Raw genomic sequence first — 18,563 nt, 5'->3', positions numbered from 1 at the left:
CAATGTCGCAAGTAAAGAAGACGATAAAGATGGGAATATGCCTCAAAAACCAGCTTTTCCAGAACAAATCAATGAAATCAGAAGGCTTATGGTACAAACAAAGACAGAAGAAGAAAAGATACTTTCTTACGCGAATGTCGAAAAGCTTGATGATATCTCTGATCAGAAAGCGCAAACCATTTTGCACCTTTTAAAAGATAAACAAAATAAGCAAATGGTATAAACACAACAACAAACGGCGGTGTGATATGGAACAAAGAACAGCAGAATGGTTTCAGGCAAGGTTAGGGAAAGTCACAGCCTCTAATGTTTACAATGTACTCAGTAAGACAGCAAAAGGATTATCTACAAGCAAATATGAGGATTACAAAATGAAACTCATGACAGAACGCTTAACAGGAGAAATAAGCCAATCTTATATAACACCGTCTATGCAATGGGGTATTGAACATGAAGAGGACGCTCTGAAAGAATATAGCATCATTTATGATGCCGATGTCATAAAATGCGGCTTTATACCACATCCTACCATAGAAATAGCGGGGGCTAGTCCTGATGGTTTGATTGGAGAAGACGGTTTAGTTGAAGTCAAATGTCTACAATCAACAACACATTTGCGCTTTTTTCTTTATAATGAGATTAAGCCTGAATATCACGCGCAGATGCAATTCCAAATGGCATGTACAGGACGCAAATGGTGTGATTTCATTAGTTATAATCCACAATTTGTAGGGAAATCATCTCATTTACGCATGAAAATCCAACGCATCCACCGTGATGATGAACAAATTGAAGAGATTAATAAAGCAGTTGAAGCCTTTTTAGCAGAAGTAGAGCAAGACATGAAACAGATCTTGACAAAAGCTGCTTAATCCTATGGGGGTGCTCTCTCCTCCCAGAACCCCCACCCTTAATAATTATTCTTAACACATAGATAATAAGGAAAGCATTTAAATGAACAAAGAAAAATTAACTGCCTCAATAGAAAAAGTAAGCTTATTCGAACAAGCTTTACTGTCGATGCGCTTGCAATGGCTTGTTAATATACAAGATCTCTCAATTTATCTCGGAATGTCAATGACCTATATTAGAGGGCTTGTGAAAATTGGAGTCTTTCCTAAGCCTATACAAGAAGGGCGATACTTAAAATGGGATCTTGTTGAAATTGACCGTTATATTGAAGCAAAAAAAACAGAAAGAGATTCAGTAGAATTGTCCTAAAAGCGTTTTAGATATTGAATCTCTCATAGATGAAATTAACAAGGAAATTAAAGCCTTTGCAACACAAAAGGACACAATGAAATGCTAGATTATTTCAGAAACAGCTTGACAATGTTTTCAAAATTGTTAGATTCATTCGTTAGGTGGTCAAAACACTTTGAAATCGTTAGCGGATGAGCAACCGAAATTGTTTACCGTTCCTAAAAATTCGACTTAAGTATCACGTTGAAAGCGTGCTTTTTTGTCGGGTGTCGCTATACCATACAATACCTTTTCTAAGGGAAAGTATAGTGGCGGACTAACGACCGTATTTTGAGCACCCGGCGCCCTTTTGGATGTCTAATCAGAATTTAAAATTTCGTTAGGAAAATATCATGAACAATCTCATAAAAATATCAAAACAGACCATTGGACAAGAAACAGTCCAAACTGTTGATGCACGTGAGTTGCATAAGTTTTTGGAAGTAACATCCCGCTTTAATGATTGGATTATTAATCGTATTAAGGAATATTCTTTCCAAGAAAATCAAGACTTTGTGAATTTTACTAAAAATTTAGTAAAACCTAAAAGTGGTCGCCCAAGTACAGAATATTACATCACTCTAGACATGGCAAAAGAGCTTTCAATGGTTGAGAGGAATGAGAAAGGATGTCAAGCCCGTCGTTACTTTATCGAGTGTGAAAAGAAACTAAGAAGTCAATCTGTTGATTATGATAGTGATAGACGCTTTGATTTACCAAGCCATTGGGAGGGTATGAACGCTGGTGAAAAAGTTTTATATCTTTTAGGTCCAATCCATGTTCGTCTTATTGATGCTTTTAGAGTAGACGAAGAAAACAGGCAATACAAAGCCTTAATCAAAGAAGCTAAACAGGTTCTAGCAAGATCTGTCGTAAAAGCTGCTTAGATTTCAAATATAACTCATTTCCTCATCCTCAAGGATGAGGAGATCGAGATTGGCTGTCTCTCCACCTTAAAAGATGAAGAGAATGTCAAGGTTCTGGAAAGGTACCTCAAAAAGCAGCAATGATTCGAATTTTAATGTCATCGTGGTGCCGTCTGATAGCGTTATAATGGAGTTACAAAAGGTGGTTTAATTTTTGTTGATTTTTAATAAAGTATTGAAAAATAAGGGAAATTTAAGATGTTGTGGTGCGGACGGCGGGACTTGAACCCGCAAGGTCTTAGACCGGCAGATTTTAAGTCTGCTATGTTTACCGATTTCATCACGTCCGCGGTAAGAGCATTTTCATAAGCTATATCTTTTGTTGAATCAAGAATTAATGATTAAGATTAAAACTTTTCGTATTTTGTTTAATTTTTGACTGACAATGGTTGCCTTTATAGCTAGAAGAAGCCTGTATAGGATTAATGAAGCATGAAATGGCTGGTGTTATGAGTAAATTTATTCAAGACGTAAAGAAAGCTATGGTGGCTTTGCATAATGTATTTGCTGAAACACCACTTCAGAGAAATGATTTTCTTAGTCAAAAATATGATGCAGAAATTTATTTGAAACGTGAAGATCTAACACCAGTACGGTCATATAAGATTCGCGGTGCTTTTAATTTTGTTTCAGAAATGCTTGGTAAAATCTCTCAAGATGCTGCATTTGTTTGCGCATCAGCAGGGAATCACGCGCAGGGAGTTTCTTTTGTTTGTCGCTATTTTAAACGTAAAGGTGTGATTTTTATGCCTGTGACAACTCCACAACAGAAAATTGATAAGACACGCATTTTTGGCAAAGAGTTTGTAGATATCCGTTTAGTTGGTGAGACGTTTGATCAATGTTATGCGGCCGCGCAATCTTTCGTTATGCAGGGTGGTGGTATAATGGCACCGCCTTTTGATGATGTTCGCATCATTGCTGGGCAAGCGACAGTTCTCTGCGAGGCTGCTTTGCAGTGGAAAAGACTTAATGGGGAGAGCGAGCCAGATTTAATCATTGTTCCTGTAGGTGGTGGTGGTTTAGCGAGTGGTGTGAGTAAGTTTTTACATGAATATGGTTGGAAAACAGAGCTTCGTTTTGTTGAGCCACAAAGAGCGGCAAGTTTGCTTGCTTGTTTGAAGAGTGGAAAACGTGTCAAACTTGAAAATATCGATACATTTGTGGATGGTGCAGCTGTCGCTGAAATAGGTGCGTTAAATTATAAAATACTGAAAAAATTTCCGCCCGATTCTGTTATTACAGTTCCTGAAAATCGTGTTTGTTCTACAATGGTTGAAATGCTTAATGTTGAAGGTGTGGTTTTGGAACCAGCAGGTGCCTTATCAATTGATGCTCTTAATAGCCTTTCTCCTCAAGAGTTGAAAGGAAAAAAAATCCTTCTTGTTATTTCAGGTGGTAATTTTGATTTTGAGCGTTTGCCCGATATTAAAGAACGTTCTCTACGTTTTCAGGGCTTGAGAAAATATTTTATTTTTAGTTTTCCCCAACATCCTGGTGCGCTGCGTAGTTTTCTTGCTCAACTCTCTCCAGATGATGATATTGTGCGCTTTGAATATCTCAAAAAATCATCGAGAAGTTTTGGTTCTGTATTGATCGCAATTGAAACAAAAAAATACGATAATTTTTGTCTCTTAGAGAAAAAATTTCAAGCTTTAGGTTGGCGCTATCGCGATATTACCGACGATCAAACGTTATTTGATTTTGTCATTTGATAAGCTAAAATTTTTTCAAAAACGAAAGATATTTAAGAATGAAATCTATTTTTTCTTTTTTACTAGGACTTTTTTTGTTTTTTAGTGTTGGTAAACAAAGTATAGCATCTGAGCTACAGACAATACAGAAAGTTGAACTTTCAAGATTAGTTGTTGATGTCAATAATGCTGTAAAAAATGGGAATTTCGCACTTATTTCTTCGTATATGCCCGATCGGCTTTATAAAGAAATAGCGCGCCGATTGAATACGACAGAGGATAATTTACGTCATAGTTTTCTTAAACAGCTGCATGTTCAATTTGAAAATTTGCCTCCGGATGCTTTTCATTTAGATGAAAAAAATATAGAATATTTGCAGACTGATAAAGGTACTTTTTATGCTTTTATTCCGACTACGCTTGAGATGAATGATCGCATTATTCAATACAAAACTTTGGCGATTTTTGATAAAATACGGTGGTATTTAATTTATGGTGGTCAGAAAACTGTACAAAATCCGGTTTTTCTCGAAATTTATCCTGATTTGAAGAGGATACATGTACCAAAGGAAGTCATAATAAAGAAATAAAGCATTAAAATATTGTTTTTTTATTTATAAGAAATAACTTTCGTAAAGTTCTTGCTTTTTTGTGATAATCCAATGATAATATAGGCGAAGGTGTTTAGGCTGGTTAACTGGCTCTTTATTAAAGTAAGATTTATGCCACCTTTGCCTTGATTTCAGGGTGCTCATGGGTTGCGCAAATCGCTCTTTCAAGCGTTGCTTCATAAATTTCAAATATCAAGATTTCTTTTGCGCGGATTCTTGAGTCATTAGGTTCAGCTCGTTTCTTGTGGAGCTGAGGAGAGATTTTATTTTGAATATAAATAGAGAAAATGTTTTCACAAAGTTAGGTTTGTCGACTCTTTTAATTAAAAACTTGCTTATTGCTGGTATGAGGAAACCTACACCTATTCAAGAACAAGCAATCCCAGTGATGCTGGAAGGGCATGATATGTTAGGAATTGCACAGACGGGGTCTGGAAAGACCTTGGCATTTGGTTTGCCTATTTTAAGCCAGATTTTAGCTTTAGGCGATAAACGTACCTCTAAAACTGCACGTGCTTTAATCTTGGTTCCTACACGTGAACTTGCTGTTCAGGTTGATGAAACAATTCGTGCTGTTGCGAAAGGAACACATCTTTCAACATGTCTTGTTTTTGGTGGAATATCACGTTTAAAACAAATTAAACGCATGGATGCAGGTGTGGATATTTTGATAGCAACACCAGGACGTCTGAGAGATCTTGTTCGTGAAAAATATGTTGATCTGTCTCAATCTCGTTTTTTGGTTCTGGATGAAGCAGATCGTATGTTAGATATGGGCTTTATTAATGATGTGCGGCAAATCGCAAAGCTTTTGCATCAAAAGCGTCAGACAGCACTCTTTTCTGCGACAATGCCGAAGGAAATTTCTGAACTTGCAAAGTGTTTGCTCAATGAGCCCGTGAAAATAGAAGTTGCTCCTCAAGGGACAACAGCTGCAGAAGTTATTCAAAAGTTATATTGTGTTTCTACGCGTGAAAAAAAGAATGTTTTAGGTCAACTTTTGACAAATCCGGCTTTTGCTTCGGTTATTGTTTTTACCAGAACGAAACACGGTGCTGATTCTGTTGCACGCAGTCTAACAAAGATAGGATATTCTGTTGCGACAATTCATGGAAATAAATCACAAAATGCTCGCCAGTCTGCCTTAAAAGCTTTTCGGGATAGAGCAGTAAAGATCCTCGTTGCAACAGATATTGCAGCACGCGGTATTGATATACCAGGAATAAGTCATGTGATTAATTATGATTTACCAGATGAAGCTGAAAGTTATGTGCATCGTATTGGTCGCACAGGACGCAATGGTGCTTTTGGTGAAGCACTCACACTTTTTGATGAAGGATTAGAAGGAGCACGGTTACGCGCTGTAGAGCGCTTGATTCGTGCACGATTAGCGCGTGAAGCTGTTCCGGAACAATTTGCTGCTTTTCCAGAAAAATCGGTTGTTTCAGAAGGTAGAGAAAAAGAAAATGAGAAGGAACCTCGTTTTAGAAGATCTAAACGTCAGAAGCAGGTTTTGAGTTGTAAAGATAAATCTGAGCAACTACAGATTAAAAATTCTCCCTCTTTAAGTGAAAGACACAAAAAAGCAAAAGCCGCAGTAAAGCGGGGGAAGTCTTTTCGTTTTCGCAAATCAGTGAAGAAGGCTGCTTAAGAAAAAATTTTAGAAGAGATCGTAGAATACTCGTCTTTTTTCGATTTCTTCTAAGAATAAAAGCAAGAGAAATATACAGCAACGCTCTTACTAAAGTTAAGGAGAGGGTTTCAAAAATTTGAATTTCTTATAAGGAGGCTTTCAATTTTTTAGAAGCAGGCATTTTGGGATGTCTGGTATCATTAAAGATATTTTGAAAAGACATCATCATTGTACTTCTTCAACCGTAGCCGTGTTTTAATGAATCTGTAGAAAATATCGATGGATTTTGCGCTTTTCTTGATACGCATTGCAATTTGAAAGATAGAATGGAATTTGATGGCGCTGATGTTTTTAAGGATAGTCTTCAAAAGGCGATCCAGAAGCATTTTGTAGAAAAATATCGGAGAATTCTATTCCAAAACCATTATCCACATATTCGTCACCTTAAAAAACACAACAAAAAACAGTAGATTATATATAATAGGAGGAAATGTGGTTGTCCGGGCCGTTCTAATTATTTTCAATAAAATAAATGAGTTATTACGATGTGAGGGAAATTCGTGATCATTGATTCCATTATGTTTTTTGTAGCGTTATCCCTCATTTTTTTGGAGCTTTTTTATCGCTTCAATAGCTAACCTTTTGCGGTCGGCACTCTTTGTATAGAGAGATGCCATTTTATCTTCAGTCCATCCAAAGATTGCTTTAAGTTGTGAAACTGTTGCACCGGAATTAGCGGCACGTGTGGCTGCTAATTTTCTCAATCCATGGGCTGATTTTTTGATTCCCGCTGCATTACACGCCTCACGAAAAAGGTTGCCAAAACTTTCTTTAACGAGCTTATTTCCGTTTTTCCCGCAAATAAATGTTTCATTGCCAATAGGACCAATTTTAAGGGTTTCTGCTAATTCAGGCAAAATGGGTAGAAAAACATCTGTTTGGAATTTACTTTTCTCTGTCTTGAGATGAATGATATTCTCTTTAACGTCTTTCCAACCAATTCGTACCGCATCACCACGACGTAGACCTGTGTAAAGAAGAACATCAATCCAGACGCGTTCATGTGTTCCTAAAGCCCATGTTTTATAATATTTCTCAACATCTTCTTCTGTCCAAACAGCAAATCCCTCTTTGTTGCTGTAAGCTGGTCTTTTTACTCCTACGGTTGGATTGTTTTCTAAAAGCTCTTGATCAATTGCCCAATTAAAAAGACCATTAAGTGCTTTTATAAAATTGTGAGCAGCTGTTATTTTTTCCTTGCGGCGTTCAACACCAGCTATAATATGTTTCTTTTCTATGGCTTTGTAGGGAATATTTCCTATGGAATCGCATACCTTCATTAAAATGCGTTCTCTTTGTCTTTTCGTACTTTTAGCGAGGCTATGCCAATGAACGCTATTAAAATACTGTTTGAGCAGCCATGCAAAAGAACCTTCAACAAGTTTACCTGGCTTGGATTTAGGAAGGATAAGTCCTTGTAATTGGGCAAGGGCGCTTTTGTAATTGTCGACAAACTCTTGCGTTCCATAGGTTCCTCGTACTCTAATACGGTTCCCATGACCAATACGCACATACCACACGATTTTTCCATATTTGGTAATTTGTTTAACAAGATGAGGGGGACGTGGTTTAGGCATGGGGCGGGACTATAAGATGATATCAAGGTCGCATTTATCGTTTAATGAATTCCAAATGTTATCAGTCTGTGCTGCTGAATTTGGTATTGGGATATCGGATTTGAGATAGATGAGCAGTTCACCGGTAGGCTTTATTTCTATTAATTCGCATCCTTGTTTTTTTGCTTCTCTTAAGGCGCGAGCAATAGCCGGTTGTGTTATAGTGGCGGGGCGAGGTGCCATGTTTATTCTCCTTTCTTAGATGAAATTTACCTGTGGCGTGGATCACGCATTTCTTGAAAGTTGTTCTGAGAGGGTGGGGGTGCTAGGAGGCGGTAAATTGCACCCCCATAGGGTTTAAGCAGCTTTAGTCGAGATCTTTTGTATCTCTTGCTCTATCTCTGCTAAAAAGGCTTCGACAGCTTGGTTAATACTGTTAATCTGTTCCTCATCACGGTGCACACGTTTGACTTTCATACGCAAGTGAGATGATTGATGCATGCGAAAGCGTGGATCATAGCTTACAAAATCACACCATTTTCGTCCTGTACACGCCATTTGGAATTGCATTTGTGCGTGATATTCCGGTTTGATTTGGTCATCGATACAAAAGCGCATATGGGTTGCAGATCTTGGACATTTGACTTCGATTAACCCCTCTTCACCAATAAGCCCATCAGGGCTAGCCCCAGCCATTTCTATTGTAGGATGAGGGACAAAGCCGCATTTTATGATATTGGCATCATAAATGAAGCCATATTCTTGCAAGGCATCCTCTTCATGTTCAATGCCCCATCGCATCTCTTCGGTTTCATAATGGGGGCTTATTTCTCCTGTTAGGCGTTCTGTAATGAGTTTGATTTTGTAATCCTCATATTTGCTGGTCGGCAATCCTTTTGCTGTCTTACTGAGTATATTGTAAACATTAGAGGCGGTGACTTTTCCTAACCGCGCTTGAAACCATTGTGCTGATCTTTGTTCCATTTCACACCGCCGCTGTTTGTTCTTGGTTAGTTTGTGCATATTCGATATCTTGGATATGAATATATTCAGCATCTTGTATAGGACCATCGTTTTGTTCTTGAGATGGTAATTGCTGGGTTTCAATGATTTGTAAGTTCTGTTTTTTCTTCAAACCGTTTAAAACCGTTTGTGCTTGTTCCTCAGACATATCGGCAAGGCTGTTTGCTTTGACAAAAGAGAGGACTTTTTTCTCTTCTGTTAGAGTTTGTTCCATTAATTGTCTGATTTGTCTAAGCATATCACCAGAAATGCGCTGCTCTTGCATGCTATGATTTATTCCATTCATACGAGCGGCTTCATCTTCCTCATAAATGCCTGAAAAACCGAAAGCATAGCGTGCACATTGTATGGTTGCTTTATGACGCAACATACGTGCTGGATATTTTTGCCAAGTGTCTGTCTTTTGTTTGCATTCTGCTAAATATTCAGTAACCTCGATAGGGTCTTTAATGCCTTTCAATCGTATAGCACATTTGATAGCAATGAGATTACCATCTTTATCAAGTTGGTCTTGAAAGGTCATACCATCGAATTGAGGATTAGATTTAATGATCTTAATCCACCCGTCGATCGAGACAACGGGAATAATTCCCCCACCTCTTTTAGGAAGAGCATAGATTTCTTTCGTCAGTGGGTTTAATCCATAAGTATTAGCAACGGAAATAAAGGCGGCGAATTCTTCATCAGAAAAGTTGTAACTGATACAAGTTTTAACGATGGTTTTTCGAAATTCCTCATGAGAGAAACCATATTTACTTGCCATTGTTGTTAAGGGAGAATTTGTCATCTTGAAATCCTTTTAATGGATACTTTGTCTTTTGATTTCTTGAGAAGGTATACCGATACCTTTATTTGAGAGGAGGAACGAGTGGGCGTGTTTAAAAACGCCCTGTATAGTTTGGATAGTTTGGAAGGACGTCAGAAAGACGTAAACGGTGCTGTTCTTCATAAGCCCCGTAGATTTCATCTTCATATTGTTGCTGTTTGATTTCGTCTAAAAAAAAACCGTATGCATCGCTTTGTTTAATAAATTCGTGATTTACGATGCCATCGAAGCACTCTTGTTGGCGTTCTTTAATATAGAATTCAGCGATGTCTTCAGAGATATCTTCGCACCGATTAGTTGTTGGTTCGACGCGCAAGATTTGCACGGCATTATCAGTATTATCGATAAATTTAATGATATCGTTTTCTTCGTAGAAAGGACCGGATTGAGCGATGTTTTCTGTTTCGTCATAGCTCATCACTAAGAGGATTTCATCTGATTTTATAAAAACTGGTTTATTCACAACAGCCTCCATTAAAAAAGTTGAAAAAGAACATTTTGGATAAAATGTCTATTGACAAGGGTATTTTTTTTTTTGCTAGGGTGTCTGTATTTCATATTTTATGAACACTGTCAATAAAAAAATTCATAAAAAATGAAATTTTATATGAAATAAATTCATTATAGGATAAAATAATGTTAGAAAAATTTTGGAATTATGGAGATAAGAAAGTGATGGCTGCTATTATCTTTTGTCTACAGAGCAGGAATTTTGAAGAATCGTTAAAACAGCTTTCTGAACTTCAGGATTTGCTTGATAATACAGACGAATAAATTGTTCAGATTCTTTGATTAAGAAAGGCGGGATTTCACCAAAAAAATCAATAATTTTTATGAGTTCAGTTGCTCTTATTAATCTGGGTTTTACTGATCTCTTTGTACTAGAATTATTGATCATACTAGTTAAAGTAGATGGCAGCACTCCCAGATGTTCGGCTAGCATTTTTTTGCTACCGTGTCCATTTTTAGCTAACTGCTCTTTAAGCCACGCCTTTAACTGATCCGATTCCATAAAAATAAGGCTCTTTCATATCAAATGAAAAATCAATTAAAAAAAACTGAATTTTTTTCTTGATAAAATTCAGATAATATGAAATTTTATTATTATGAAAAAAGAACCTGCATATACCATAATAAAATATTTAGGCGGTGCTGTTAATGTTTCTCGCATTTTACAGAAATGTAAGGGTGCTGTTTATCGTATTACTTATTCTAAAGAAAAAGGTGGTGCTAATGGATTGTTTCCTGCGATTTATCAGGCACAATTACTAAATTATGCACATGATCATGGTATAGATTTACGCCCTGACGATTTTTTTTATCCTGAACGCTTGCAGTTATTAATGCAAAAGAAACATCCCCCCTCACAGTCTAAATTTGTAAAAAGTTCCAGTGTTAAAGGCACTTGTGAACATATCAACGTTTTGCAGTCATAAGGAGAGCGTGATGAGTGTAAACGAAGCGCATAAGAATGATGATGGCAAGGCGCGTGTTGAACTTATACCGCCATCAGCACTGATTGAAATCGGTCGTGTTCTAGAATTTGGAGCAAAGAAATACGGAGCAAACAATTGGCGTCATGGCATGGAGTGGAGCCGTTTTTACGGCGCTGCTTTGCGTCATTTATTCACATGGTTTGGTGGAGAGAATAAGGATGGCGAGAGTGATTTATCACACTTGGCACATGCGGTGTGTTGTCTTGTTTTCTTAATGGAATGCGAAGCAAAACAGATCGGTCATGATGACCGCCCTAAAAAATAAAGGAGAAACAAAATGAGTTTAAATGAGATTGTATTAATAGCGGTGATTTCAGTTTTGATTTTAAGCGGTGTGATATTTCGTTTCGCTTTGCATTATCGTGATCAAGTTAAATCCCTTAAAGAGCAGGCTACCAATCTTAAAAAAGAGATAAAAGAGAAAGAGTTGAAGTTTTTAACGGAAAGCAAGCAGACAATTGATGAATGTGATGATGATCTTAAAGAACGTGACGAGATCATTACAGAATTAAGACACAAACTTAAGCAGCGTGATGAAGTGATTAAAGAACGCGATAAAGCCATCAATGAACATAATACGATCATTATAGAATTGAGACAAAAAATTGAAGAGCATGAAAAGGCATTCAGGAATGTAAGTAAAGTTGTGGTGACACTAGAAGCAGATGTTAGATCACGTGACAAGGAAATTGAAAGATTAAAACAAGAAATTAAGCATTGTAACAATGTGATTAAACTTGCAGAGGAAATTGATCCAACTAAGAAATACGCATTTACTGGTGAAATGAAGGAATATAAGCTCAATGGTGAGAAAGATGATTGTATCCATGTTTTGCATCGGATTCGTGCATTAAAAGACTTCGGATCTGTTAAGAAGGGTGATTTAGGAGGCTGGATAGCGAGAGAGGGGAACCTTAGTCATGAAGGCGATTGTTGGGTTGGTGGGGAGGCTATGGTCTTTGCTAATGCACAAGTTTATTCCAATGCTATGGTTTTTGACAAAGCTCAGGTTTATGGCAAGGCAGTTATTGGTGGTACTAGCAAGGTTTTCGGTAATGCCCATGTGTATGAACATGCGGAGATTTGGGGGGCATCACAGGTTTATGAGGATGCCCGAGTTTACGGATATGCTACCGTTACAAAGAATGCACAAGTTTATGGCAAGGCACAAGTTTATGACGAGGCATTAATTTATGGCGATGCCAAAGTTTACGATAATGCAATTGTTTGTGGTGATGCACGTCTTGCTACAGAAAGTATTGGTGGTAGTACTTTAGTTAATAATGCGGAAATGTCTTCTTATAACAAAAGTCTCTCTTCTGAGAAGAAAAAAAAGTGAGGAGAGAAAGATGGAAGATATGATAGTTAAAAAGAAGTACGAACTTACAGACGATACAGTTGATCTTGGTCCTTTCAAGTTACATCGCATCCGCGCATTGAGAAGTTTTGGCAAAGTAAAGAAAGGTGATTTAGGCGGTTGGGTAGAGAGTGAAGAAAATCTCAGTCATGAAGGTAATTGTTGGATTAGTGGTTTAGGGGCTGTTTTTGGTAATGGCAGATTACGTGGAGATGACTTAGTTCCAAACTTTAGTTACATTTCTAATACGACTTATGAATTGTCTCTGTTAACACCACAACAATACATGGCATCTCTACCTTGGCACCGTAGAGTATTGGAGAGACTCCGTTATTATTGGGAGGACAGAATATGGCTTTAGCTATTAGAATTATTCACGAGGGCGTTAATTTTTTTCTTTATGAAGTGAGGAGAGAAAGATGCTCTTAATAACAGCAGTTTGTGTATCTATGGCGGTCAATATTCAGTTAGCTATTCAACTTTATTTTTTTGACAGAAAAATTCAATACCTTAGAAAGCAGCTACATAAAAGAGACAAAATAATAGAAAAACAAGAAGAGAAAATTCACAAATTACCTTATTCTTCAAAATTCTGACTTTCAAAAGACAGAAGAAAATCGGGCCAAAACTTAGTTTGAACTACTCTTTCTGGGTGATTTGATGAAGTGTGTTCAATTATAAAGATTGGTACAGTTTCGATATTTGGTTTGAGGTGGCGAACTGAGAGGTAAAATGGTGCTTCTTCATTTTCCTTTAGATTAAAATAGCCGCATATGTCCTGTGAATTTAAGTCTGCTGTAAAAGGACTTTCAAAACTCATGTATTTTTCGCTCTCAGGAGTAAAAGATATCATATAATTTAGAGAGCCGCCTCCAACAAATGCAAACGGACTTTCGTGGTCTATCTGAAAATTATTCATTTTTATTGAATGTTTTGTGGGATTTTTTATGATTACAGTTATATCAATAAAGAAATCTTTACCGCGCTTATATGCGTATGGTTCCTCCTCTATAACAGCCTCTAGATTTGGACCTAACTCTCGTGTCTCTTTTTCTTGCCATAAGATGGATAAATGTTCTTTTGCTGTTTCAGATTGTCTTTGTAGGTATCTTAGTTGTTTATTGAAATTTATAAGATCTATTTTTCGGTTTCTACAACCTAACCATATTCCAAAGCATGAGATGAACGTTGGTACTATTAATGAAAAAATACTAATAATTATAGCAATAGTATCTTTATCCATTTTTCATACCTCTTTCTCTCTCTGCTTTGGGAAAACAGTAATTTCATAAAACACATTTTGTATGGAGCGGCGTGGTGATTAACACGATTCTTTGTCTTGATCTAGGTACCAAAACGGGCTGGGCGATATGTGGTGTGGATGGTCACATATTCAGTGGCACGGTCAATTTTCAATCACGCCGTTTTGAAGGCGGGGGGATGCGTTATTTGCGCTTTAAGCAATGGCTTACAGAACTGAAAGCAACAGCGGGTGATATTGACGCCGTGTATTTTGAAGAGGTGAGGCGTCATGTTGGTACTGATGCGGCGCATGTTTACGGTGGTTTATTAGCAACCTTAGCAGTTTGGTGCGAACAGTATCAGATACCTTATGAAGGCATCCCTGTTGGTACGATAAAGAAGGCAACGACGGGGAAGGGGAATGCCTCAAAAGAAGAGATGATTAAGGCGATGTGTACTAAAGGACACAAGCCTAAGGATGATAATGAAGCGGACGCTTTAGCAATTTTATATTTAGTGAAAGGAAAGGAGATCAGAGATGTCCATTAGTAGAGTACCTTGCGTAAGATTTTATTCCAATCAGTTTTTAAAAGAGCTCACTGGTTTGCAAGCGACGGAGAAAGGCGTTTACACAACCTTAGTGTTGCTTATGACAGAAAAGCAAGCGCCTCTTATAAACAATGCATCTTATTTAGCGGGCTGGTGTGGATGTTCAGTAAGAACGTTTCAAAAAGCATTAGACGTTTTAATAAGCACGGATCATATTGCACGTTTAGAGAATGGCGATTTATGGCATGGGTCCGCCTCTTTTGAACATGGTTATAATAGATTTTCAAAGCGCGCTTCGAAAGCAGCGATAGCGAGATGGCATAAGCATAAAGGGGAGGAAATGCATGTCAACTAAGTTACCGTGGACGAGGCTTTTTTCATCGCAATGGATTGTAGATGTTAGTGGCATGAGTATAGTAGAAAAAGGTCTTTATATGACTCTTGTCTTATATATGTGCGAAGAGCGCCGCCCTATTATTGAAGATGCCCCCAAATTAGCACGATGGGCAGGTTGTTCAATAAGAGTTTTAAAAAACACATTAGACACCTTAATACGTGATGAAAAGATCATACGTTTAGAAGATGGTCGTTTATGGAGTTTAAAAGTTGAGGAGGAACTCAATAGCCTTAGTGAAGAGCTAGATAATTTTGCCTTTAATAATAATGAAGAAACGGAGGTGAAATATGTCAACTAAGTTAGCTTGGACAAGGCTTAATGCAGAGCAGTGGGCAATAGTTGTCGATTACCTACCTCCTGTAGAAGGTAATATATATATGAGATTGCGGTTTCGCATGCTTCGTACTGGTGAACCTCTTGTTTGTAATCTTAAGGTCTTATCTCATTATACTGGTTATTCAGTTAAGAGGTTTGAGGCAGCATTAAATGTTTTGTTAGAAGAGGGGTGCATAATTCGTTTAGAAGATGGTCGATTATGGAATCTCGACGTTGAAGAAGAATTAAAAAATTGCAATGAGAATTTAAATAAGCTTTCAGAAAAAGCTATCAAAGCAGCAAATACTAAAAAGAATAAGCATAAAGATAACTCATCAAAAAATCATGATGAGATCACGATGAGTCATGATGACCTCATGATGAAACACAATAACAATAACATTAACATATATAATAAAAAAACTAATACTATCGTATTAGCAAAAAAAGAAAACGATATTGATTTTGAAAATATCGAAATTGTTGATGAGGGTTATGAACCATCAGAGGATCATGATTGCGAAAAGTTAGCAGATGCAATCGAAACGGTGGCAGAGGATCAACCTCCCATTCACGAGCAAGAAAACATTCCCAAAAAAACAAAACGGGCAAGAACTGATCGCGGCTGTCGATTACCGGACGATTTTGAACCGGATTACGATTTCGCAATTGCAGAGGGCTTGCCTCCAGAGCGGGTGAAAGTCGAAATCGCAAAGTTTAGAGATTATTGGAAAGCCAAGACAGGCAAGGATGCAACCAAGGTCGATTGGCAAGCGACATGGCGCAATTGGATCAGAAACTCAAAAGATCATAAAATTAATCAAATAGGTGCTAATTATGGAAAATTCACTCCGAAAACTTTCACAAAGCAGCTTGCAGAAGGCTTTAGCGAACTCAGAAATCATCTCGCATCTAGACAGGATTATCGAGATGATCAGTCCGGGGTATCCATTGATGCTGAAAGCTGGGAATACATTGACGAAACAGGAGGAGGAACAAACCTTAGATGCTTGCAATCGTCTAGAAACCTTGCTCTCTGTGAAAGCTTCCGTTGAGGAGATTGAAAAAGCTTCTTTTCTGCTTTCAAGCATGCGGGTCCCTGCGAATACAGATGCCAAAGCCGTCGTTTTATCCTATGGCATGTTGCTGGACCGTATTTCGTCATATGCCCTGAAAAAGGGTGTTGAAGATATCGTAATTGGTCAAGCAAATGGGGTATCAAAAACATTTATGCCCACTTGCGGAGAGCTCTTAGCTTATTGCCAAAGCATAGAAAACACCCTTCTTTCAAAAGCCGGCAGTGTGCGTAGAGCGATTGAAAATACACGTGAAAAAGCAGCAAAAGAAAAAACAGCGAAAGATCATTTTAGACCCATAACTCTTGTTCACAAGCAAGAGCTTGAGAAAGCTTTTAGTGGCATAGGAGATGTATTGAAAAAGGTTAAATAGATAGCGAAGTGATGAAAATTTGCATCAGATACTGGATTAGATATGCGTTTAAATCGATAAAAAAGACCGTACAAAGCAATTTAAAGATTTTTTGATGAAATACACGTAAAAAACTAAAAACGCTCTGTACAGCCAATTTTGAGGCAAATAGACCAAAGGTAAAATTATGGACTAAAAGCATGGGGATTTTTAAATATTTATTTTTAACAAAACGTAAACAACCGCAAAAAAAGTTTATTGCAACGGCAAGAGGGCATGCACCATGGGGATTAGGAGTCACTGAGTATTTTTATAACCTTTATGAATATGAGGATGGGTTGAGAGAATACGAGGCTTTTGAAGGAGGACAATATCACGAGATCCCAACCAATGTGGATTACAGTACCAAGGCGCAAGTGAAAGCATGGGTTTATGGTGGTAACATACCGACTTCAGTCTTGAGTTATGATGCGTTGATAGACGAAATGAACAAAACGAGACACAAGCAAGGGAATGAACCGTTGATTTGCGAAATTACAGATGATGGTGAGGTAGGTTATTCACAAGCTTATGATATCGATAAGGAGCTAAAAAAAGCAGTGAAAGCACTGGGCTCAAAAGTGAGGTGAGTAAATTTAGCGAGCCCAAATTTGGGCTGGCTGATTTTAGACACACAAGGTAGACCTCAAAATTGTTACAATCTTCCAAGTCAAAAAATATAATCAAGACTTTGTTTGCTTCCCTATTTTGGGAAGCAAAGGTAGAGGTGGTCATAATCGTAAAGATTATCACGAGACTTTTCCAATTGGATTAAAGATCGTATTACCAAATACAACTTTATAGAAGGACAAGATTTGCGCTCGCCAAAATTGGCGAACGTCAAAATGTGGTATTAAAAGAATATTACCTCATACTAAATGTCGCAAAAGAGCTCTCTATGCTTGAGAATAATCAGAAAGGTAGAGAGGCTCGTTTGTATTTTTCGCCAAAATTGGCGAAAATTCCCAAAACAGGTAACTCTCATAAGCAAAATCTAGAGAAAATGATTAATAAAAACCAAAATGAAAAAAAATCGTAAAAACGTGTTGACAGTAAAACACGAATAGGATATTAGCGAATCATACGCTTCAAAACACTTTAAAAGCAGGAAAGCGTGATTCTCATTACTAATCTTTTTTCTGCAAATTGTAAAGTGTTTTCTCAGAATGTGCTTTTAGCATGGGATGAGGGGATTGCCGGGTGTGGTTATGTCATACAATACCCTTTCGAGGGGAAAGCATAACAACGGACTTGCCGCTGTGTTTTGAAGCTCCCGGCATTCTTTGAGAGCGTTAATAAAAACGATTAACATCACAAGGTGAAATTATGTCTCAATATTTAATAGATATTAATCAAACTGAAATTAACGGTGAATTAGTTCAAACTGTTAATGCTCGTGAATTGCATGCGTTTTTAGAAGTAGGTAAAGATTTCTCTACTTGGATTAAATATCGCATCAACAAATATAATTTATTAGAAAATCAGGATTATTTAGTTTTCACCAATTTTGGGGAAAACCTCCAAGGTGGTCGCCCCTCTAAAGATTATCATTTAACTCTCAGTGTAGCCAAAGAACTTTCTATGCTTGAGAATAATCAGAAAGGGAAACAAGCCCGTTTATACTTTATCGAATGTGAACGGCGTGCAAAGCAAGCAGCAACACCGGAAACGAATCTTGCAAGTGCTTTAGAAGACCCTCTCTTTGTTAAAAAGCTGCTTTTAGAAAATATCACACAATTAGAGGCTTTAAAAAGCGAAGTAAATACTCTTAAACCAAAAGCAATGGCTCTTGAACACTTGCAACGTTCAGATGGCTTATTTGGTATTATAGAAGCATCTAAAGTATTAGAAGTAAGACCTAAGGATTTAAGTGATTACTTAAGAAGATATGGATGGGCTTATAGAAGGGGACCAGGTAGCCCATTATTACCTTATCAAGATAAAATCCAAAAAGGTCTTATGGATTGCACGACCATCATGATTCAAAAGCCGGATGGTACAGAAAAGTTGCTACCATCAACTAAAATAACGTCAAAAGGATTGGCTTTCTTAAGAGAAGAGCTTTATGGGAAGTCGCAATAATTTTTCATTATGCCGGGTGTGGTTACACTATACAATACCTTTTTATAGGGAAGGTGTAACAACGGACTTAACGCCGTGTTTCTAGCA

At 37.4% G+C, this 18,563-nt stretch carries 26 protein-coding genes, 1 tRNA gene and 1 pseudogene; 20 read left to right on the top strand and 8 right to left on the bottom strand.

Going from position 1 to position 18,563, the window contains the following annotated elements; translation table 11 throughout:
• The 4 genes and pseudogenes from AC0QT1_RS07655 to AC0QT1_RS07640 all read left to right on the top strand — a co-directional run.
• Positions 1-223, top strand: a pseudogene (locus AC0QT1_RS07655) (ERF family protein); the annotation flags it as partial.
• Between the two features lie 25 nt (positions 224-248).
• The gene (locus tag AC0QT1_RS07650) at positions 249-872 is read left to right on the top strand and encodes a lambda exonuclease family protein (RefSeq protein ID WP_473202024.1); all 624 of its coding nucleotides are present in this window, start codon (positions 249-251) and stop codon (positions 870-872) included.
• Positions 873-954: 82 nt separating this feature from the next.
• Positions 955-1,221 carry a helix-turn-helix transcriptional regulator gene (locus tag AC0QT1_RS07645; RefSeq protein ID WP_473201213.1) on the top strand — a complete coding sequence of 89 codons (267 nt, stop codon included), beginning with the start codon at positions 955-957 and terminating at the stop codon, positions 1,219-1,221.
• Positions 1,222-1,595: 374 nt separating this feature from the next.
• Positions 1,596-2,129: an antA/AntB antirepressor family protein gene (locus AC0QT1_RS07640; RefSeq protein ID WP_473202023.1), complete on the top strand. Its 534-nt coding sequence runs from the start codon at positions 1,596-1,598 to the stop codon at positions 2,127-2,129.
• Positions 2,130-2,372: 243 nt separating this feature from the next.
• Here the strand turns inward: AC0QT1_RS07640 and AC0QT1_RS07635 are convergent.
• Positions 2,373-2,458: transfer RNA gene (locus AC0QT1_RS07635), tRNA-Leu, on the bottom strand.
• 147 nt (positions 2,459-2,605) lie between these two features.
• Here AC0QT1_RS07635 and ilvA point away from each other — a divergent pair.
• From ilvA to AC0QT1_RS07620, 3 genes are all read left to right on the top strand, one after another.
• A complete protein-coding gene (gene ilvA, locus AC0QT1_RS07630) occupies positions 2,606-3,883 on the top strand; it encodes a threonine ammonia-lyase IlvA (protein WP_473201217.1) in 1,278 nt (425 codons plus the stop codon).
• Between the two features lie 38 nt (positions 3,884-3,921).
• On the top strand, positions 3,922-4,452 hold the full coding sequence (locus AC0QT1_RS07625) for a hypothetical protein (RefSeq protein ID WP_473201211.1): 531 nt from the start codon (positions 3,922-3,924) through the stop codon (positions 4,450-4,452).
• Between the two features lie 289 nt (positions 4,453-4,741).
• The gene (locus AC0QT1_RS07620) at positions 4,742-6,124 is read left to right on the top strand and encodes a DEAD/DEAH box helicase (protein WP_473201210.1); all 1,383 of its coding nucleotides are present in this window, start codon (positions 4,742-4,744) and stop codon (positions 6,122-6,124) included.
• 575 nt (positions 6,125-6,699) lie between these two features.
• Here the strand turns inward: AC0QT1_RS07620 and AC0QT1_RS07615 are convergent.
• The 6 genes from AC0QT1_RS07615 to AC0QT1_RS07590 all read right to left on the bottom strand — a co-directional run bounded on the left by AC0QT1_RS07615 (position 6,700) and on the right by AC0QT1_RS07590 (position 10,583).
• The gene (locus AC0QT1_RS07615; RefSeq protein ID WP_473202022.1) at positions 6,700-7,743 is read right to left on the bottom strand and encodes a tyrosine-type recombinase/integrase; all 1,044 of its coding nucleotides are present in this window, start codon (positions 7,741-7,743) and stop codon (positions 6,700-6,702) included.
• Positions 7,744-7,752: 9 nt separating this feature from the next.
• On the bottom strand, positions 7,753-7,965 hold the full coding sequence (locus tag AC0QT1_RS07610; protein ID WP_473202021.1) for a hypothetical protein: 213 nt from the start codon (positions 7,963-7,965) through the stop codon (positions 7,753-7,755).
• A 114-nt stretch (positions 7,966-8,079) separates the two neighbouring features.
• Positions 8,080-8,706, bottom strand: a complete 627-nt coding sequence (locus AC0QT1_RS07605; protein WP_473202020.1) for a lambda exonuclease family protein — start codon at positions 8,704-8,706, stop codon at positions 8,080-8,082.
• A 1-nt stretch (position 8,707) separates the two neighbouring features.
• The gene (locus tag AC0QT1_RS07600) at positions 8,708-9,532 is read right to left on the bottom strand and encodes a recombinase RecT (RefSeq protein WP_473202019.1); all 825 of its coding nucleotides are present in this window, start codon (positions 9,530-9,532) and stop codon (positions 8,708-8,710) included.
• Positions 9,533-9,623: 91 nt separating this feature from the next.
• On the bottom strand, positions 9,624-10,034 hold the full coding sequence (locus AC0QT1_RS07595) for a hypothetical protein (RefSeq protein ID WP_473202018.1): 411 nt from the start codon (positions 10,032-10,034) through the stop codon (positions 9,624-9,626).
• 222 nt (positions 10,035-10,256) lie between these two features.
• Positions 10,257-10,583 carry an XRE family transcriptional regulator gene (locus AC0QT1_RS07590; RefSeq protein WP_473201320.1) on the bottom strand — a complete coding sequence of 109 codons (327 nt, stop codon included), beginning with the start codon at positions 10,581-10,583 and terminating at the stop codon, positions 10,257-10,259.
• A 94-nt stretch (positions 10,584-10,677) separates the two neighbouring features.
• Between AC0QT1_RS07590 and AC0QT1_RS07585 the strand changes: the two genes are divergently transcribed.
• From AC0QT1_RS07585 to AC0QT1_RS07570, 4 genes are read left to right on the top strand one after another with little or no spacing between them, the layout of a single operon-like run.
• Positions 10,678-11,007, top strand: coding sequence for a hypothetical protein (locus tag AC0QT1_RS07585; protein WP_473202017.1), 330 nt, complete (start codon positions 10,678-10,680; stop codon positions 11,005-11,007).
• Between the two features lie 10 nt (positions 11,008-11,017).
• Complete coding sequence (locus tag AC0QT1_RS07580) at positions 11,018-11,332, top strand: dATP/dGTP diphosphohydrolase domain-containing protein (RefSeq protein WP_473202016.1); 315 nt, start codon at positions 11,018-11,020, stop codon at positions 11,330-11,332.
• A gap of 12 nt (positions 11,333-11,344) precedes the next feature.
• The gene (locus tag AC0QT1_RS07575; RefSeq protein WP_473202015.1) at positions 11,345-12,406 is read left to right on the top strand and encodes a hypothetical protein; all 1,062 of its coding nucleotides are present in this window, start codon (positions 11,345-11,347) and stop codon (positions 12,404-12,406) included.
• A 10-nt stretch (positions 12,407-12,416) separates the two neighbouring features.
• The gene (locus AC0QT1_RS07570) at positions 12,417-12,785 is read left to right on the top strand and encodes a hypothetical protein (RefSeq protein ID WP_473202014.1); all 369 of its coding nucleotides are present in this window, start codon (positions 12,417-12,419) and stop codon (positions 12,783-12,785) included.
• A gap of 216 nt (positions 12,786-13,001) precedes the next feature.
• Here AC0QT1_RS07570 and AC0QT1_RS07565 read toward each other — a convergent pair whose 3' ends face one another.
• The gene (locus tag AC0QT1_RS07565; protein ID WP_473202013.1) at positions 13,002-13,667 is read right to left on the bottom strand and encodes a hypothetical protein; all 666 of its coding nucleotides are present in this window, start codon (positions 13,665-13,667) and stop codon (positions 13,002-13,004) included.
• 74 nt (positions 13,668-13,741) lie between these two features.
• Here AC0QT1_RS07565 and AC0QT1_RS07560 point away from each other — a divergent pair, with 74 nt between their 5' ends.
• The 9 genes from AC0QT1_RS07560 (at position 13,742) to AC0QT1_RS07520 (ending at position 18,476) form a co-directional block, all read left to right on the top strand.
• Positions 13,742-14,215, top strand: a complete 474-nt coding sequence (locus AC0QT1_RS07560) for a crossover junction endodeoxyribonuclease RuvC (protein ID WP_473202012.1) — start codon at positions 13,742-13,744, stop codon at positions 14,213-14,215.
• Entirely contained in the window at positions 14,205-14,570 is a 366-nt protein-coding gene (locus AC0QT1_RS07555) for a DUF1376 domain-containing protein (RefSeq protein ID WP_473202011.1), read from the top strand. Before AC0QT1_RS07560 ends, AC0QT1_RS07555 begins: the two co-directional genes overlap by 11 nt.
• On the top strand, positions 14,560-14,910 hold the full coding sequence (locus AC0QT1_RS07550; RefSeq protein WP_473202010.1) for a DUF1376 domain-containing protein: 351 nt from the start codon (positions 14,560-14,562) through the stop codon (positions 14,908-14,910). Before AC0QT1_RS07555 ends, AC0QT1_RS07550 begins: the two co-directional genes overlap by 11 nt.
• Positions 14,900-15,982, top strand: a complete 1,083-nt coding sequence (locus AC0QT1_RS07545; RefSeq protein WP_473202009.1) for a DUF1376 domain-containing protein — start codon at positions 14,900-14,902, stop codon at positions 15,980-15,982. The genes AC0QT1_RS07550 and AC0QT1_RS07545 overlap by 11 nt, the downstream gene beginning before the upstream one ends.
• Complete coding sequence (locus AC0QT1_RS07540; RefSeq protein ID WP_473202008.1) at positions 15,966-16,376, top strand: hypothetical protein; 411 nt, start codon at positions 15,966-15,968, stop codon at positions 16,374-16,376. Before AC0QT1_RS07545 ends, AC0QT1_RS07540 begins: the two co-directional genes overlap by 17 nt.
• Before the next feature lie 179 nt (positions 16,377-16,555).
• Positions 16,556-16,984 (top strand): hypothetical protein, encoded by a 429-nt coding sequence (locus AC0QT1_RS07535; RefSeq protein ID WP_473202007.1) that lies wholly within the window; start codon positions 16,556-16,558, stop codon positions 16,982-16,984.
• A 180-nt stretch (positions 16,985-17,164) separates the two neighbouring features.
• Positions 17,165-17,251 carry a hypothetical protein gene (locus AC0QT1_RS07530; RefSeq protein ID WP_473201315.1) on the top strand — a complete coding sequence of 29 codons (87 nt, stop codon included), beginning with the start codon at positions 17,165-17,167 and terminating at the stop codon, positions 17,249-17,251.
• A 41-nt stretch (positions 17,252-17,292) separates the two neighbouring features.
• Entirely contained in the window at positions 17,293-17,433 is a 141-nt protein-coding gene (locus tag AC0QT1_RS07525) for a hypothetical protein (protein ID WP_473201313.1), read from the top strand.
• A gap of 287 nt (positions 17,434-17,720) precedes the next feature.
• Complete coding sequence (locus AC0QT1_RS07520; RefSeq protein WP_473201314.1) at positions 17,721-18,476, top strand: antA/AntB antirepressor family protein; 756 nt, start codon at positions 17,721-17,723, stop codon at positions 18,474-18,476.
• Positions 18,477-18,563 lie beyond the last annotated feature (87 nt).

The sequence above is a fragment of the Bartonella sp. P12B genome, from assembly GCF_055796185.1.
Note: the sequence above shows the minus strand (reverse complement) of the source record. Positions and strands in the feature narration are given on the sequence as shown.